Raw genomic sequence first — 18,416 nt, 5'->3', positions numbered from 1 at the left:
GACCCGACTTCATGGATTCGACACCCGACTTTGCCATCGAAACCCGAGGGCTGCGCAAGGCCTTTGGTAGCACCCTCGCCGTACGCGGGATCGACCTCCAGGTAAAGCGCGGCAGTGTCTACGGCCTACTCGGCCCCAACGGCGCCGGCAAAACCACCACCGTGCGCATGCTCTCGACCTTACTGCCACCCAGCGGTGGCGAAGCCCGGGTACTGGGGCACGACCTGGTCCAGCAGGCAGAGCAGGTCCGCGCCCGCATCAGCCTGACCGGACAGTTTGCCTCGGTGGACGAGGATCTCTCCGGCCGGGAAAACCTGACCCTACTGGCCCGGCTGCAGGGCTTCAGTTGGCTCGGCGGCCGCGTTCGCGCAGACTCGTTACTCAAGGCGTTCGACCTTCAGGATGCCGCGCGGCGACAGGTAAAAACCTATTCCGGGGGCATGCGTCGCCGCCTGGATATTGCCGCCTCTCTGATCATCACGCCAGATCTGCTGTTTCTGGATGAACCCACCACCGGTCTGGATCCGCGCTCCCGCAATCAGGTGTGGGACATCGTGCGCGGGCTGGTGGACGATGGCACCACCGTGCTACTCACGACCCAGTATCTGGAGGAAGCCGACCAACTCGCCGAACGCATCGCGGTCATCGACCAGGGGGCCGTCATTGCCGAAGGCACCAGTCGGGAGCTCAAAGCCTCAGTCGGTAGCAACGTACTGCATCTGCAACTGACCGACCCGGCCCAGCGGGAACAGGCACAGCTGATCCTGGCCGGTCATCTCGACAGCCTGGTGCACCTGGAAGCCGATCCGGCGAGTCTGACGGTTCAACTTTCAGACAGCTCCGAGGCCACCCGGGCACTGGCCGAGCTGCCCCAGGCGGGCATCGGGTTGAATAGCTTTTCCATGGGGCAGCCCAGCCTTGACGAAGTCTTTCTGGCCCTGACCGGGCACACCGTAAGCCCCCAGAACGATCCGGAGGAAGCCTCCCAATGAGTGGATCTTCCACCGCCCGCACCCTCGCCCGGCATATCCGTGTACTCGAGCGCCCCGCCCCCGCCGGAGCCATGGCCTGCACCATCGCGTTTGGCTGGCGCGCGCTTCTCAAGATCAAGTATGTCCCGGAGCAGATGTTTGATGTGCTGGTCACGCCCATCATGTTCACGGTCATGTTTACCTACCTCTTCGGCGGTGCCCTGGCCGGTTCCACCGGTGACTACCTGCAGTACCTGTTGCCCGGCATTCTGGCTCAGACCGTGGTGTTTACCTCCATTTACACCGGTGTCACCCTCAACGGGGACCTGTCCAAGGGCGTATACGACCGGTTCAAATCCCTACCCATCTGGGCACCCGCACCTCTGGTCGGCGCCATGCTTGGCGATATCCTGCGCTACACCGGCGCCTCGCTGATCGTGGTTCTGATTGGACTGCTGCTTGGCTATCGCCCGGAACAGGGTGTTGTCGGCGTGGTGCTGTCGCTTTTGCTGCTGAACATTTTTGGTTTTGGACTGGGCTGGATTTTCACCGTTCTGGGCCTGCTGCTGCGCACCCCCGGCGCAGTCATGACCCTGAGCTGGCTCGTGCTCATGCCTCTGACCTTTGTGTCCAACATCTATGTGGACCCGGCCACCATGCCGGAACTGCTCCAGACCCTGGTGGCACTGAACCCGGTCTCCCATCTGGTTACCGCCCTGCGCGGCGCCATGGCGGGTGAGCTGGCGGCATTGTCACTGGGCATAGCCCTGCTCACCCCCGCGCTACTGACCCTCACCTTCGGCCCCTTGGCGATGCGCCTGTACCATCGCAAGCACTGACAGCCGCTAACCGACGCGCTACACTGGGGTTTTCCGCAGCGTGCTCGAGCGACTCCATGATTAACGACTTTGCCCAGAAATTCTTTCAGGAAATTGACCGCAAATTGCCCGGTTTGCAGGACATGCTTCCCAAGCAGGAAATCAAAGCCGCCGTACAGTCGGCGCTCGGGAAAATGGATCTGGTCACCCGAGAGGAGTTCGACGCCCAGACCGCCGTGCTCCAGCGCACCCGCGAGCGCCTGGAGCAGCTGGAAAAACAACTCGCCGAGCTGGAAAATTCCTCCCGTAGGTAGGATCGGTCCGACGCTTCGGAGTGAAGCACAATCCAACAATCCCGCCAAACTCCGCCACCGGGGAACCCGGGGCGTGCTCGCCCCGAAACCCGGAGCTTCTCCGATCTAAGCTCCCATTAACACTGTGATTCACTCCCGCCTTTATGACCATTCGGCGGTGCTGCATACGTATTCATATTGCCACCGTCATGAATCCGTCTCTAGACTTCCTCCAAACATCCGTTGATGTAAATACGCAAACAACGCCGAATGTGAAGTCTCTGATAGTCGCGTTCCCAGCGAACGCCACTCCCTCCAAACGCGGTATCGGCGCCGGGCTTGCAACCCAATTCAAATAATAAACCGATGAGGTAACGCCCGCTCCCGGGCAAACGGTTCTGACCCCGTGGGCAAGACGCCAACACGGATTGCAGTCAGACACGGACGAAAAAATTCACACTAACGATAATAATTTTTTTACCGTCAAAAACGGAAAGACCTTTATGTTCAGCATCCATAGACTTGTGGTAAACAAGGCGATGGCGCTCGGTATTGGCGCTCTGCTTTTCGGCAGCTTTCACACCGCGCTCGCGCAGGAGTGGTCCAACGCCTATTTTCGCGGCACGCCCAATGACTGGGGACTCACCCCCATGAGTTACAACGCCGAAAGCGGCCAATGGGAAACCACCCAGACCTTCGGCGGCGATAACCCTCGTTTCAAAGTCAGTCGTTATCAGAATTGGGATCAAGCCTATCCCGCTGAGGACTACCCCATTACCGATGGCGCCGGCACCTATCGAATTGCATTCAATGATGCCAACCAATCCATTACCGTCAGCGCCGCGAATGATGACTCTGATAACACGCCGACCAAGAACACCCGGGTGTGCTTTGATAACGCCGGCGACTACGTCAATCCCCACCTGTACTTCTGGAACCCATCGCCCAACGATGCGCTCACCGGAGGCACAGAGTGGCCCGGAGAGCCCATGACCGAAGAGAACGGGTTTTACTGCCTCGACTTCAGTCAGTGGCTAACCGGAGACACTCTGCCGGACACACTGAACATTATTTTCAACGATAACGGCGCGGCACAAACCGCTGACCTTCTGTTTGATGCCGAGCCCTGCTACGCCGACAACCAGTGGCAGAGTTTCGTCGCCTGTGGTGTGTCCGACGATGACAATGCCCCTGATCCGGTCGGCCAAACCCCGGACGATCTCGATCAACGCCCGCAACTGGCACAACCTCACGGTTTTCCGGTGGAAGGTAATGTGTCCGAAGGCAACTACCGTTTTGAAATCGCCTACCCCGGATTGATTGATCAGTTTGCCTCGCCGGTGATGACCCTGCCCGACCCGGTCAGTGGCCTGATGATGATGGTCGACAAGGCCGGGCAGATCTACGCCTTTCCCGACGACTCCGAGGTAACGCCCGATCAGGTTCGCTCTCTGATCAACATCGAAGATCAGGTCAAAAATTATCACGAGCAGGGTCTGCTCAGCATGGCCCTGGATCCGGACTACACCAATAACGGTTTTATCTACCTGTACTACATTCAGGGCACGGACGATAACGAACGCACCCCCAACGGTCAGTACGGCGATGCCGTGCTTGAGCGCTGGACCATCGATGATCCGGCCAATCCCTCTGCCGTGCTGGAAGACTCCGCCCGGGAACTGCTGCGCATTGAACAACCCGGCCCGGATCACAAGGGTGGCATGATGCAATTTCATCCCGAGGAAGGTTATCTGTATCTGGGCATCGGCGACGGCGCTTACGGTCACAGCGCCACCACCTCGTTCGCCGAAGATCCGCGTACCAACAACAACGCTCAGGTCACCAGTAATCTGCTCGGCAGCTTCATTCGGATCGAGCCACTGACCGAGCCTGAAAACGGAAAATACTATCGCGTGCCCGCGGACAATCCGTTTGTGGATCAGCCCGGGTTCCGTCCGGAAATCTGGTCCTACGGGCACCGCAACCCCTGGCGTTGGGCCTTTGACACCGAAGCACCCTACACCTTGTGGGAAACCGAAGTCGGGCAATCCGGTTACGAGGAAGTGAACCGTGTGGAGCCCGGAAAGAATTACGGCTGGCCGGTGTGCGAAGGGTTGAACAACCGGGGCGAACTCGGAGGCGATCCACTCAAGGAGTGCGCCACGGATTTTGAACCGCCCATCGAAGGGTACGAACACCCAACCGGTTACTCCATCATTGGCGGTCTGGTCTATCGGGGCAATCAGTTGCCGGGCCTGAACGGACGCTTTGTGTTCGGTGACTACGTCACCAAAAAAATCTGGGCCATGGCCGACGGTGAAGCCAAAACCCTGGTCAGCGATGCCTTCCCGGAAAACATCGCCTCCTTTGGTACCGACCTGTACGGCGACGAATTGTTGGTATCCACCTACGGTGTCGAGTTCGGAGGAAACTCCACCATTTATCGGTTAGTGGACGACGCCGCCGACAGCGTCGCCTTGCCCGACACGCTATCGGCCACCGGATTGTTTCAGAGTCTTTCGCCCCTGGTACCGGAAAGTGGCGTCATCCCCTATAAGGTCAACACCGACGGCTGGTTCGACGGCGCGACGGTACAACACTTCTTACACATCCCTAACGACGAAACCATCGCCTTCGCCGACACCGAACAGTGGGAACTGCCCACCGGTTCGGTGCTGATCAAACATAAATGCATCACCGACGCTGATGGCGAAGAACGCCCCTTTACCACGGCAATTCTGTTTCGTCAGGCGAACGGCACCTGGCAGGCGGTGAATTATCACTGGAACCCCGAGGGCACTGAGGCCACACGCGTGACCGAAACACAGACCCTCGACAACACCGATGCCGAGGGACGCACTCGCACCGTGCGCGCCTCGGCCGACTGCGGCTCCTGTCATGTGGGCAATGGCAGTCGCGAACCCCTGGCGTTGCACTCCCGTCAGTTGAACCGTTCGTTCAGTGACGAGGGTGACAACCAGTTGGATATTTTCAACCGGATCGGGCTGTTCGATACCGACATCGGTGCAGCCGAGCAGCACGCCACGTTTGCCGGCCTGGACGACGACAGTGCCTCGCTCGAAGCACGTGCCAAAGCCTACCTCGACACCAACTGCGCACACTGCCACAACAGCGATTTTATGGACCTGCGTTACGACCAGCCGCTGGACGACATGCGCCTGCTCAACGTCCAGACCACCGGCGGCAAATACCGAATCAAACCCTTCGATCACCGCGAAAGCCTGATTCATCTGTATCAGGTCACCGACGGCAACCGCATGCCCAAAGGCACCCGTTACACCAACCCGGAGGCGGACGCCCTGTTTGCCGAATGGATCGATGCCGTCGATGCCCAACAGACCGATTTGCGTCTGCTCGGCGACACTCGGGTCAACCCGGACGACACCCTGACACTCAGCGTCGAGGCACGCTACGACAATGGCTTCACCGCACCCGTCTCAAGCATCGACAGCGTCGATGTCAGTGATGAATCGGTGCTTTCGGTAGAAACCATCGAAGGCAATCAGATCACCCTCAGCGCCCTCCGAGCCGGCGCCGCCAGCGTCACCCTGAGCAGCGACGGGCAATCGACCAGCCTGGAGATCGAGGTGGTTTCCACCGACACCTCCCTGACCGGATTGGCCATCTCCCCGGAGACCACCGCACTCACCGATCAGCAACAACTGGTGGCCTACGGTCTGGGACCCAACAACACCAAAATTCATGTCCACGCCGAGGTTCAATGGCAGGTGATCAGTGGCGGCGACGCTGTGTCGGTGTCGGACACCGGCCTGGTGCAACGCCTGGCTCCGGGTGAGGCCACCGTGCGCGCCACTCTGGACGAGTTCAGTGCGCAAACCACCCTCACCGAAGCGAACGCCGCTCTGTCCCTGCGCTACGACAACCCCAACGACTGGGAGACCGTCAATATTTACCTCTGGACCAGCGGTGCGGGAGAGGACCAACCGCTGCACGACTGGCCGGGCGAGCCAATGAACGGGCCGGATGACGGCGGCTGGTGGGTCTACCATCAAGACCCGGACGCCCTGCCCGAGGGCCAGTTGAACGTGATTTTCAACAACGGCGCCGGCGCCCAGACCGGTGACCTCAACGACATCCAGGAATCCGCCAGCTACAGCGACGGACAGTGGGAACCCTGGAACACCCAGGGTGACACCGGCGGCGAAACCTATCGGCTGTCGGTAATCGGCGGCAGCACCGAGAACGCCGAGCGCGACTTCACCCCCGGCACGGTAGTGACCATCGCCGCCCACGAGCCTCCGCTCGGCACCGAGTTTTCCGGATGGCAGGGCGAAGGCCGCGCCTATGTGGTCGGCAACCCGGCCGCCGCCGACATCGAGCTGGTGATGCCCGCTCACAACGTCTCGATCCAGGCACTGTTTGCCGGTCAGGAAGATGACTACCAGGCTGGCCGGGATTTCTATGGCCAGCACTGCCAGAGCTGTCATGGTGACAACGGCGAAGGCGGCGTGGCCGGTGCCATCAACGCTCTGGACGACACCTGGAATCAGGATCTTCTGGCCAGCTACATCGCCGACTTCATGCCCATGGACAATCCCGGCGCCTGCGACGGCGAACAGAGCGGTGACTGCGCCTTCGAAATCGCCCGGCTGGTACTTGCCGACGCCTGGCAGCCGTCTCTGTGCACCGACGGCAACTGCGGCGAGGGCACGCTGGACAGCCGAAACCTGCGCCTGCTCACCAAAGCGGAATACCTCAACAGCGTGCGCGATCTGTTCAATATCAACTTCTCGGCGGCGCTGATGGATACCGTCCCCGCCGATGGTCGCTACCGCAACTTCACCACCGCCTCCTATCTCTCCGCGGGCTACGACCGCACCCTGGGCTACCAGTTGGTGGCCAGCGAGATCGCCGAGCAGGCGATCACCCGCTACACCTTTATGGGGCTGGCCGAACAGTGTGATGACGCGGCCTGTGCCGTCGAAGCGTTCGGCAAGCGACTGTTCCGTCGTCCACTGACCCAGACCGAAGTGGACAACTACGCGGCCCTGTACGACAACGACGACGGCGGACGTCGGGCCCTGCAGGCGCTGTTGATGTCACCGCACTTCATGTACCGTTCCGAGTTGGGCCAACCGGACGGTGAAACCGGCCTCTATGCACTGGATGCCTACGAGACGGTGACCTCCCTGGCCTACATCTTCTGGGCCACCACTCCGGACGATACCCTGCTCGCCATGGCGGAGGATGACGCATTCAATCTGTCCGAAGCCGTCGATCACGTGCTGGATGATCCGCGTACCGAGCGCGGCCTGCGCCGTTTTATCAGCGGCTGGCTGATCAACAACCAGTACGGCTTCCCGGGCATCGACAACCCGGACCTGGTTGAGGCGCTCAAAGAGGAAACCGTGCGCTTTGTGCTCGCCAACATTGAGTCCAACGCGCCCTACGCCGAACTGCTGCTCGCCCCCTACACCCAGGCCAATGATCTGGTGGCCGAGCACTACGGCCTGCCCGACACCACCAGCGGCGGCTGGTCCGAGCGCGCCTACGACGGCGAGGACCCCCGCCTGGGTGCCGGCCTGCTCGGCCACGCCAGCTTCCTGGCCTCACGCACCAACACCGTCAACCCCTCGCCCATCAAGCGCGGCGTCTATGTCCGGGAAAGCTTGATGTGTCAGGAGTTTCCACCACCGGCCGCGGCGGACTTCAACGTCGAATTTGAAGATTCCGACAGCAACAGGGACGCCACCGAGCGGCACACCAATGATCCGGCCTGCGCCGCCTGCCACCAGTTTATCGACGGCGTGGGTTTTGGCTTTGAGCGCTTCGACAGCCAGGGTCTGTACCGGGCCATGGAGACCCTGGGCAACGGTGAGACCGAAGAGATCGACGCCTCCGGTTCAATCAAAAGCCTCTACTCTCCGGAGACGACCCTTGACCCGGACAGCGAGGCGGTGACCTACCACTCGATACCCGAGCTGGCACAACTGATTGCCGAAAGCGGTCAGGGCGAGGCCTGTTTTGCCCGGCAGTTCTACCGCTACGTGGTGGGCCGGGAAGAATCCGGCGATAACGACGAGCTCAATATCCAGACTTTCAGTCAGGACCTGCGCAACGGCGGTGGCATGCGCGACATGCTGCGCGACCTGGCACTGTCCGACAGTTTCATTCAGCGTCGATAAGAGGGAGTGACCACCATGAACACACTGACCAATCGATCGCGTCGCCGGTTTCTGATGTCCCTGGCCAAAGGCGGATTGTTGTTACCCTTTGCCAGCCAACTGTTCGGCCAGAAAGTCTTCGCCGCCGAGGGCCTGGCGCAGCGGGTACTGTTTCTCTACTACCCCAACGGCGTGGTGCCTTACAACTGGCGCCCGACCCATGGCGAGGGCAGTATCGCCGGCTCCCAGGAACTGAGTTTCGGGCTGGGGCCACTCTCACCCTGGCACCAGAATCTGACCGTGTTGCAGAATCTGACCCTGGACATCGGTCAGGGCGCTGGCGCCCACTACAATGACATGCGCGGCATCCTCACCGGCAACAACCAGATCGGCACCGACAGTGCCAGCATCGACCACCTGATTGCCGAACAGCTCGGCGATGAAGGCGTCCTGAGCCTGGGTGTGCGCACCGGTCCCAAGTCCGACATCATGATCTCCAAGCCTCGGGGTTACACAACCACCCAAAGGCCTATCCCCAACAACGACCCGAAAGACGTGGCCGACAAACTGGCACTGCGGGTAGGGGACGGCGGTGGCGACGAACCGGACCCGCAACTGCAGGCCATGTACGACACCCTGCTTTCGGATTTTGACCAGCTTGAAGACGCCACCCTATCGCAAGCGCGACAGGATAAGCTCACTCGCCACCGGGAAGCGCTGGTGCGCCTGAAAAACCTCTCGGCCACGCAACTGGGGGACTGCGCCCTCAGCACCGACAAACCCGCTGACCCCTACGCCATGGCGGAACAGCAATTGTCGGCGGACGAGTGGCAACAGTTTCCAACCCTGTGCCGGGCACAGATCGACAATGTGGTGGGTGCTTTCTCCTGTGGCCTGCACCGGGTCGCTACCCTGCAACTGTCCAAGGGCGATGAAAACGGCAACCTGGTCAACTATTCCTTCGATGAGTGTTGGCAGATGGCCCAGCAGGCCATGGACCAGGGCATCAAGGCCACCGAGAACGGCGGCGAGGTCACCCCGATCACCCGTTGGTACAACGAGTTCTCCAGTCACAGCGCTTCCCACCGCCCGGGGGACGTGCCCCACACTGCCCAAGTACGTTGGTACCACTCCCTGCTGGCCTACACACTGGAACAACTGGAGGCGGCCGGTTTGCTGAGCGATACCCTGGTGGTGATGTTCTCCGAAGTGGGCGACGGCTCCAAACACGGCGGCGCCGCCGGTGCGGTGACTCTCGCAGGCGGCGCCGGCGGGGCGCTGTCCATGGGCCGGGTGATCAACTGCGGCGACGGCATCAACAACGGCTACCGCCGCTTCGGCACCCACGACCTGTTTGGCGATGTTGCGCGGCTAATGGGCGTCGACAACTTACCCGAACCTCACTGGAGCGGAGGCGTGGTGTAACGCTCCGGGGTATAGCGATCCTAAAAAACGGAACGCGGTTCCTTTTTCAACAGGGCTCGGTAAGGTATATTTCTTCTCGAAATACACCCACACACGCAAGGATTGCTCATGTCGCTCGCCGTAGTCTATTCACGCGCAAAACTCGGGGTCCAGGCCCCACTGGTTACCGTCGAAGTTCATCTCTCCAACGGCCTACCCGCACTCAATATGGTAGGCCTGCCCGAAACCGCCGTGAAAGAAAGCAAGGACCGGGTGCGCAGCGCCATTCTCAACAGCCATCTGGAATTTCCCGCCCGACGGATTACCGTCAATCTCGCACCCGCGGACCTTCCCAAAGAAGGTGGTCGTTTTGACCTACCGATAGCCCTCGGCATTCTGGCCGCCTCCGGTCAGATTCCCGAAGACAGCCTGAGCGGTTGTGAGTTTATGGGCGAGCTGGCCCTGTCCGGCGAGCTGCGTCCGGTCACCGGTGCCCTGCCCGCGGCGCTGGCCGCCAGCGATGCCGGACGGCATCTGGTGATCGCCGCCGACAACGCTGACGAAGCCGCGCTATGTGATTCCACCGCCGTGTTCTCTGCGAAAAACCTGCTCTCGGTATGCGCGCATTTGCATCAGCGGGAGCGCTTGCCCCAGGCCGAGGGGCCAGCCGATACCACCGAAGAACCGACCCTGGATTTCGACCTGAGCGATGTCAAAGGCCAGGTACAGGCCAAACGGGCTCTGGAGGTCGCGGCCAGCGGCGGCCATAACCTGTTGATGTATGGCCCGCCGGGCACCGGCAAAACCATGCTTGCCAGTCGTCTGCCGGGCATACTGCCACCCCTGGAGAATCGTGAGCGGCTGGATGTGGCGGCGGTGTATTCGGTGGCCCCCGGGGCCGGCAGTCACAGCAATCGGGTGCGTCCCTTCCGGTCGCCCCACCACACCGCCTCGGCGATTGCGCTGGTGGGCGGCGGTTCCAATCCGCGCCCGGGGGAGATTTCTCTGGCCCACAGCGGGGTGTTGTTTCTGGACGAATTGCCGGAGTTTCATCGGCATGTCCTCGAAGTGCTGCGCGAGCCTCTGGAAAGTGGCGAAGTGCGTATTTCCCGCGCCCGGGCTCAGGCCGTCTACCCGGCCCGTTTTCAATTGGTCGCGGCCATGAACCCCTGCCCCTGCGGTTACCACGGTGCAGCCGAGGGCGACTGCACCTGCACCCCGGATCAGATTCGCCGCTACCGGGACAAGATCTCCGGACCATTACTGGATCGCATTGATATGCATGTACCGGTGCGTTTACTGAAGCGCGGGGAGCTGCAGAGCAAAGGTGAAGGTGAGCGCAGTACCGTCGTGCGCGAGCGGGTCATCGCCGCCCGCCAGCGTCAATTGGACCGGCAGGGCAAAGCCAACCATCAGTTGAGTGTGCCCGAGCTGGAGCGGGTGTGCGCACTGACGCCGGCCAATAAAAACCTCCTGGAGGATGCGATTGAAAAGCTCGGGTTATCGAGTCGGGCGTATCATCGTGTTTTGAAAGTGGCACGGACACTTGCCGACATGTCGGGGAGTGAGTCTCTGGAAACGGTGCATATCAGTGAGGCGTTGGGGTATCGGACGTTGGATCGGCGCAAGGGATAACGTGCCCAGGAAGTAGAACGTTGGGTAACGGCGGATGCGGCCTCCGGCCTTATCCGCCGTAAAAACCCGCTAATCTACTCCCGAAAGAAATCCACCGGTAACCCCTTCACGTCGGTCTGGTAAATCAACAGATTCCCCGCCTCGGGCTCTCGGGCCAACTGCGCTTCCGACAGGTTTTCCCGCGCGGTGGTGACACATAACCAGGACAGATCCGGACCACCAAAAGCCACGCAGGTGGGCTGACTGACCGGTACATCCAGCTTGAGCAATACCTCTCCCTCGGGGGAGTAGCACAGCACTTGGCCGCCCCCGAACAGGGCGTTCCAGATATTGCCCCCGGCATCCACACAACTGCCGTCATGGCCATTGCCCTCAGGTGCCAGGGCAAACACCCGTCGGTTACTGAAGCTGCCGCTGTGGGGTTCAAAGTCGTAGGCGTAATAGACACCCCGGGCGGAATCGGACAGATAAGCGGTGCAACTGTCGGGGCTCCAGCACAGGCCATTGCTGATGCCCAGGCCCCGCAGGTGCGGCTGGATCTGACCTTCGCCGGTCCAGCAATAGAGCGCACCGCCGTCCTCATCCGCCAGCGGGTCACCCCGCTCCACCATGGAGCCCGCCCAGAAGCGTCCCTGTCGATCCACCTTACCATCGTTGAACCGGTTGCCCGGTTTATCCGCCTCGGGGTGGGCCAGCCAGTGGCAGTCACCGGTCTCCGGGGTGTACAGGGCAAAGCCCTGGTCGAAGCTGACGATCAGGGTCTGGGGGGCTTGCGAAGAGGCTTGCGACGACGCCACAAACCCGAAGGCGGTGAGCCGTTCGGGTGTGGACCACTCGGTCAGGGCGTCCGTGCCGGGATGGTAGCGGTACAGTCGACATCCGTGGATATCGGTCCACCAGAGGGACTGCTGGTCGGGGTGCCAGAGCACCCCTTCCCCCAGAACATTGCCCACCGGCAGGCTTTTAATCCATTGCGGTTGCCGCACGGCTTACCACCAGACGCTGTACAGCACGATCAGGATCAGAACGACACCGAGGCTCAGCACATTGAAGCTGGTACGGGTGCTGAAATCGATATTGTCCAGATGAATCGCATTGCTCTGTTCTTTGGCGCCACTAAGCAGGGTGATCACAATGGCCAACACCACACAGGCGATAAACACGATGCCCACCCGATCAATAAACGGCAGGCCGGGCATGAACTTCCAGAACAGCGCGGAGAGCACCACCGAGGCAATGGCCGCTACCAGTGCCGAAGTCGCCGTCGCGCGCTTCCAGAAAAAGCCCAGCAGGAAGATGGTGACAATACCCGGGGTGAAGAAACCGGTGAACTCCTGAATGAACTGGAACGCCTGGGGGAAGTTGCCCAGCAGCGGACGGGCGATGATCACGGCAATCAGCATGGCCAGGCAGGCGACGGAGCGGCCGATAATGACCTTTTTGTGCTCACTGGCGTTCTGGTTGATCATCTTGCTGTAGATGTCCATGGTGAAGATGGTGGAAATACTGTTCACCATGGAACCCAGGGACGAGGCAATCGCGGCCACCAGGGCGGCGAAGGTGATGCCGAGCAGGCCTTGCGGTACCAGCTTCATCATTTCCGGGTAGGCCTGGTCCGGTTGGGCGAGATCCGGCTTGAGCATTGCGGCGGCCATACCGGGCAGTACCACAATCAGCGGCATCAGGATTTTCAGGTAAGCAGCAAAAGCGATGCCCTTCTGCGCTTCGGCCAGGCTCTTGGCGGCCAGGGTGCGCTGGGTGATGTACTGGTTAAAGCCCCAATAGGACAGGTTCATGATCCACAGGCCACCAACCAACACGGAAATACCCGGCAGGCTGATGTAGTGCTCATTGCTCGGGTCCAGGATCATATCGAACTTTTCGGGTATCTCCGCCAGCATGATGGAGAAGCCCTGGAAAGCACCGGAACCGCCGGCATTTTCGGCGATCTGGTCCAGCGCCAGAAAGGAAACCATCAGACCACCAATAATCAGCAACACCACCTGGATGATGTCGGTCAGGGCGACCGCCTTGAGACCACCGTAAATGGAGTATCCGATGGAGAACACCGCCAGGAAACCCAGACCGTAGACCAGATCCAGGCCGGTGATGGCGTTGATCGCCAGGGCGCCCAACCACAGAATGGAGGTCAGATTCACAAAGGTATAGAGCGCGAGCCAGAAGATGGCCATGACCGTGCGCACCCGGCTGTCATAGCGCTGCTCCAGAAACTGGGGCATGGTGCTGATGCCCTTTTCCAGAAAAATCGGCAGGAAATACTTACCGATGATCAACAGGGTGATGGCCGCCATCCACTCGTAGGAGGCGATGCCCAGCCCGATGGCGAAGCCGGAGCCGGACATACCGATAATCTGCTCGGCGGAAATGTTCGCCGCAATCAGCGAAGCGCCAATGGCCCACCAGGGCAAGGACTTACCCGCGAGGAAGTAGTCCGTAGAGTTTTTTTCGTGCCCGGCTTTCTCCCGGGACACCCACCAGGCAATGCCCACCAGGAGCACGCAGTAGACGGCAAAAGTTGTTATATCAATTGGTGACAAGCTCATGTTGCACTCCATATTATGTGATTATTGTCCGGCGGGTGCGGTGTGAGCGCCCCTACGCCCGCTTCGCCGCCCTGCGTTCTGTTGGGAGGTACGCCGAAGAGTATTGCCGATGAATGCACGGATTCCGCCGGAATTTTTCGAGCGGCTATTATGCGGATAATCCGCATCGACTGCGAGTGCCGATATCGGGATTTCAGGCGGAAAAGTGGGAATCTGAACGTTTTAAGCCGACATCACGCCCGGTCCGCTGTGAGGTGCACTGTTCTCGGACACGCCGTGAATACGTCCCTGTAGGCTCGGATCGCCGGTCCCCGGCTCCACGGTCCGAGAACAGTGCACCTCACAGCCGACCTCCCCTGCCGCAGCCCCGTCATCCACCGATTCCCAGGCTACAACCGCCCACCGTCGATCACGAACTTCTGGCCGGTGATCATGCGGGCGTCGTCCGAGGCGAGAAACAGGGTGAGATTGGCGACATCTTCCGGAAGAATCCGCTCTTTCAGACACACCTGATCCATCCACCAGGCTTCCGCCTCCGGCGTGAGCCACTTGTTGAGCTGACGCTCGGTGATTACCCAGCCGGGCACAATCGCGTTTACCCGGATCTTGTCCGAGCCGAAATCCCGGGCCAGGGACTTGGTCAGCCCCAGCAGGGCCGCTTTGGCGGTGTTGTAACTGGGCAGCTTGCTCGGCCCGAACAGGGCGTTGATGGAGCTGAAATTGATGATCACCCCACCGCCCTGACGGGCCATCAGGGGCTGAATCGTCTGGGCGGCGAAAAACGCCGGGTGCAGATTGACCGCCAGGCTGTTGTACCAGGCTTGCTCGGACAGATAACGGGGGTCGTAGCGTTGATCATTGGCGACGTTGTTCACCAGCACAGTGAAGTCACCACACTCCTCCGCGAGAGCGCGAATGGCAGCGCGCAGTTCGTCAATTCGGGTGACATCGCAGCGGCGAAACACCACCTGGGCATCGTGTTCAGTGCGCACTCGCTCGACCAACTGGTTGCCGGCGTCCTCATTGAGGTCGACAAAGGCGACATTGCTGCCTTGCGCGGCAAACGCTTCCACCAGGCAAGCGCCGATTCCGGTCGCCCCTCCGGTAATGAATACCGAGCGGTGAGCGAGACTGGCATAGCGGGTGTATTCAGTCATTAATGCGATTCCCGGTCCACCTGGTCGCCGCTGGCGCCCCTCAAAAAGTCCAGATCGACGCCCTGATCGGCCTGGAGCACGGTATCAATGTATAGCTTGGCGTAGCCGCGCGTGTAACCCGGCCCCGGCCGATTATCCTGCCACTCGGCCAGCCGCTGCGCCAGCTCGGCGTCGCTGATCCTGAGCGATAGACTACGGTTTTTGCCACTGAATGCAATCTCATCGCCATTACGCACCACGGCCAGGGGACCGCCGGCGCTGGATTCAGGCGCGACGTGGAGGATCACCGACCCGAACGCGGTCCCGCTCATGCGGGCATCCGAGATTCGCAGCATGTCCCGCACGCCTTGCGCCAGCAACTTCTTCGGAAGCGCCATATTGCCCACTTCCGGCATGCCGGGATAGCCCTTGGGGCCACAGCCCTTGAGCACCAGTACCGAGTGCTCATCCACGTCCAGATCCGGGTCGTCAATGCGCGCCTTGTAATCCTCGATGCTCTCGAACACCACGGCCCGCCCGGTGTGCTCCAACAGCGCCGGCGTCGCCGCATTGGGCTTGATGATGGCGCCCCTGGGACACAGGTTTCCCTTGAGTACCCAGATGCCGGAATCCGGGTTCACCGGGTTGTCCAGCGGCCGGATAACGTCGTCATTGTAACATTGCGCGCCAGTAATCTGGTCCCCCAGGGCAACACCCGAGACAGTCACCGCACTGGTGTGCAACCTGTCCTTGATACGCGCCATGAGGGCAGGCAGGCCACCGGCATAGTGAAAATCTTCCATCAGGAAGCGCCCCGAGGGCATCAAATCCACCAGCAGTGGAACGTCCCTACTGAGCTGATCGAAGTCATCGAGCGTCAGATCGATACCCAGTCGCCCGGCAATAGCCAGCAGGTGCACCACCGCGTTGGTGGAACCACCGATGGCCGCGTTGACCACGATCGCGTTCTCCAATGCGTCGCGGGTCAGAATATCGGCGAGGCGGACGTCCTGCTCTACCAACTCGACAATGCGTCTCCCGGTGAGATGGGCCAGCGTCTGGCGACGGGCATCCACGGCGGGCAGGGTGCCGTTCCAGGGCAAGCTCAGTCCCATGGCCTCGGTGAGACTGGACACGGTGGAGGCGGTGCCCATGGTCATGCACACGCCCCGGCTGCGGGACATGCCGCTTTCGGCGGCGATAAAGTCATCGATGCTCATCTGCCCGGCGCGTACCGCCTCGGAATATTTCCAGACATCCGTGCCCGAGCCAATATCCTGCCCGCGGAACTTGCCATTGAGCATAGGGCCGGAGGAAACCACCACCGTGGGCAGATTGACGCTGGCGGCACCCATGATCTGGGCGGGGGTGGTTTTGTCACACCCCCCAAGTAGCACCACGCCATCAATGGGGTTGCCGCGAATGGACTCTTCCACTTCCATGGCCAGCAGGTTGCGGAACAGCATCGCGGTGGGCCGCATCTGGGTTTCCCCCAGGCTCATGGCGGGGAACTCCAACGGCAATCCGCCCGCTTCCCAGACGCCGCGTTTGACGTACTCGGCCAGCTCTCGCAGGCCACTGTTGCAGGGGGTGAGTTCCGACCAGGTATTGCAGATACCGATCACCGGCCGACCGTCGAACACGTGGTCCGGCAGCCCCTGATTCTTCATCCAGGAGCGGTGGATAAAGCCGTCTTTATCCAGTTTGCCGTAACTCTGGGCGCTGCGCCGGGGCTTGCGCGGTGCATCGGGATCAGACATAGGGGATCGTTCCTGCAGCCATGAACATCAGGCGGTTTCGGTGCGACGAGCCGCAATGGCGGCATCAATCAGTTGGAGCGCTTCCTCCAGCAGGGCCACGGCGGCTTTCCCCGCGCCCTCCACATCACCCTTCGCAATCGCCTCGTACACCGTCCGGTGGTCGGCTTCGCTGGCCACCGAAACGCCTTTCATCTGGTTGGTGGAGGCAATACTGACCCGCAACGCGGTCTGAATGAAGTTGCGCAGCTGAATAAAAAAACGGTTCTCGCTGGCCAGCAAAATGGCCGAGTGGAAGGCGATGTCCGCCTCCAGGGGGTCATCGTGGCCCCGCTCGGCGGCTTCCATGCGCAAGAGCGCTTTTTCAATATCGGCAATCCGCTCCCGGTTCTGTTTCCGGGCGGCGAGGATGGCCGCCTCGGGCTCAATGCCGATGCGCAGCTCCGTGAACTCACGTAGCAGCGACAGGGAGGGTCGGCTGCTCAGGGTCCACTCCAGGACATCTTCGTCAAACATGTTCCAGCGATGGTTGGGCTGCACCCGGATGCCCTGGCGGGGCCGGGAGGAAATCAGCCCTTTGGCGGTGAGCATTTTCACCGCCTCGCGTACGACGCTGCGACTGATATCGAACTGCTCGCACAATTCTGCCTCGGTGGGCAGCGGGTCATTGACGCTGTACTCACCGCGCACAATCGCCGCGCCGAGTTGGTAGGTTACCTGATGGGTAAGGTTTCGGCCGGCCTCTAGTCTGCTCATTACCTTGCTCGCTGTGGTTGAAAAGTCGGGTATACGCTCCGGCGCGCCGCACCGACCATAAATGCTATTTATCTTACAGCAAAGCGGACCGGGCTTAGGCCCCTTTTTTGGTGGCCAGGCTCCGGCGCAACGCGGTAATCACCGGAACCACTTCCGGTCGCACCTGGCGCCAGAGGTAGAAGGATTCCGCCGCCTGGCCCACCAGCATGCCCAGACCGTCAGCCAGCTTGGCCGCGCCGTGGGCTTCGGCCCACTGCAGAAACAGTGTGGATTCGGCGGCGTACATCATGTCGTAACAGGCCGCGCCCTCGGCCAGCAGCTCATCCGGCAGGGGTGGCAGTTCGCCGCCAAAGCTGGCGGAGGTGCCGTTGATCACCAGGTCAAACTGACGTCCGCTCAGGGCTTCGTATCCCAGCGGTTCAATCACGCCCAGATCGGCAAACCCTTTGGCCAGTTGTTCCGCTTTGTGGACGGTGCGGTTGGCCAGTGTCAGGGAGCCGGGCTGCTGCTCCAGCAGGGGCTGGAGCACGCCCCGCACTGCGCCGCCAGCGCCGAGAATCAGCACCCGCTTGCCAGCGATCTCCCAGCCGAGGTTGTGCATATCGTTGACCATACCGATACCGTCGGTGGTATCACCCAGCAAGGTGCCATCCGCCTGGCGAACCAGGGTATTCACGGCGCCCGCCCGGCGGGCGCGGGGGGTCAGACGCGCGGCGTAACCATAGGCCGCGAGCTTGTCCGGGGCGGTAATGTTCAGGCCCTTGCCGCCGTTGGCAAAAAACGTATCGGCGGCCTGCTCGAAGTCTTTTTCGGCCACCTGTTGTTTGGTGTAGGCGATATCCTCCCCGGTCTGCTCTGCAAACTGGCGATGAATATAGGGGGATTTGCTCTGGGCGATGGGATCGCCGAATACGGCATAAGCGTCTGTCATACAAC

At 61.0% G+C, this 18,416-nt stretch carries 12 protein-coding genes; 6 read left to right on the top strand and 6 right to left on the bottom strand.

Translation table 11 applies throughout. From position 1 onward, the window contains the following. The first annotated feature begins 11 nt into the window (after positions 1–11). From OOT55_RS14200 to OOT55_RS14175, 6 genes are all read left to right on the top strand, one after another. Positions 12–992 carry an ATP-binding cassette domain-containing protein gene (locus tag OOT55_RS14200; protein ID WP_265366505.1) on the top strand — a complete coding sequence of 327 codons (981 nt, stop codon included), beginning with the start codon at positions 12–14 and terminating at the stop codon, positions 990–992. Beyond that, positions 989–1,810 (top strand): ABC transporter permease, encoded by an 822-nt coding sequence (locus OOT55_RS14195; RefSeq protein ID WP_265366504.1) that lies wholly within the window; start codon positions 989–991, stop codon positions 1,808–1,810. Before OOT55_RS14200 ends, OOT55_RS14195 begins: the two co-directional genes overlap by 4 nt. Positions 1,811–1,866: 56 nt before the next feature. Next, entirely contained in the window at positions 1,867–2,103 is a 237-nt protein-coding gene (locus OOT55_RS14190; RefSeq protein WP_265366503.1) for an accessory factor UbiK family protein, read from the top strand. A gap of 482 nt (positions 2,104–2,585) precedes the next feature. After that, positions 2,586–8,249 (top strand): PQQ-dependent sugar dehydrogenase, encoded by a 5,664-nt coding sequence (locus OOT55_RS14185; protein ID WP_265366502.1) that lies wholly within the window; start codon positions 2,586–2,588, stop codon positions 8,247–8,249. 15 nt (positions 8,250–8,264) lie between these two features. After that, a complete protein-coding gene (locus OOT55_RS14180; protein ID WP_265366501.1) occupies positions 8,265–9,653 on the top strand; it encodes a DUF1552 domain-containing protein in 1,389 nt (462 codons plus the stop codon). Positions 9,654–9,761: 108 nt separating this feature from the next. After that, positions 9,762–11,267, top strand: coding sequence for a YifB family Mg chelatase-like AAA ATPase (locus OOT55_RS14175; RefSeq protein ID WP_265366500.1), 1,506 nt, complete (start codon positions 9,762–9,764; stop codon positions 11,265–11,267). A gap of 74 nt (positions 11,268–11,341) precedes the next feature. On the opposite strand, the gene OOT55_RS14170 is transcribed toward OOT55_RS14175, so the two are convergent. From OOT55_RS14170 to aroE, 6 genes are all read right to left on the bottom strand, one after another. Then, positions 11,342–12,253, bottom strand: coding sequence for an SMP-30/gluconolactonase/LRE family protein (locus OOT55_RS14170; RefSeq protein WP_265366499.1), 912 nt, complete (start codon positions 12,251–12,253; stop codon positions 11,342–11,344). A gap of 3 nt (positions 12,254–12,256) precedes the next feature. Next, the gene (locus tag OOT55_RS14165; RefSeq protein ID WP_265366498.1) at positions 12,257–13,831 is read right to left on the bottom strand and encodes a sodium/sugar symporter; all 1,575 of its coding nucleotides are present in this window, start codon (positions 13,829–13,831) and stop codon (positions 12,257–12,259) included. 389 nt (positions 13,832–14,220) lie between these two features. Then, the gene (locus OOT55_RS14160; protein WP_265366497.1) at positions 14,221–14,988 is read right to left on the bottom strand and encodes an SDR family NAD(P)-dependent oxidoreductase; all 768 of its coding nucleotides are present in this window, start codon (positions 14,986–14,988) and stop codon (positions 14,221–14,223) included. Beyond that, the gene (locus tag OOT55_RS14155) at positions 14,988–16,727 is read right to left on the bottom strand and encodes an IlvD/Edd family dehydratase (protein ID WP_265366496.1); all 1,740 of its coding nucleotides are present in this window, start codon (positions 16,725–16,727) and stop codon (positions 14,988–14,990) included. The genes OOT55_RS14160 and OOT55_RS14155 overlap by 1 nt, the downstream gene beginning before the upstream one ends. Before the next feature lie 27 nt (positions 16,728–16,754). Beyond that, complete coding sequence (locus OOT55_RS14150) at positions 16,755–17,480, bottom strand: FadR/GntR family transcriptional regulator (RefSeq protein ID WP_265366495.1); 726 nt, start codon at positions 17,478–17,480, stop codon at positions 16,755–16,757. A gap of 94 nt (positions 17,481–17,574) precedes the next feature. Continuing rightward, complete coding sequence (aroE, locus tag OOT55_RS14145; protein WP_265366494.1) at positions 17,575–18,411, bottom strand: shikimate dehydrogenase; 837 nt, start codon at positions 18,409–18,411, stop codon at positions 17,575–17,577. Positions 18,412–18,416 lie beyond the last annotated feature (5 nt).

The organism is Marinimicrobium sp. C6131 (genome assembly GCF_026153455.1).
In the GTDB taxonomy this organism is placed as follows: Bacteria; Pseudomonadota; Gammaproteobacteria; order Pseudomonadales; family Cellvibrionaceae; genus Marinimicrobium.
The sequence above is the reverse complement of the archived record's forward strand: the minus strand, read 5'-3'. Positions and strand labels throughout refer to the sequence as shown.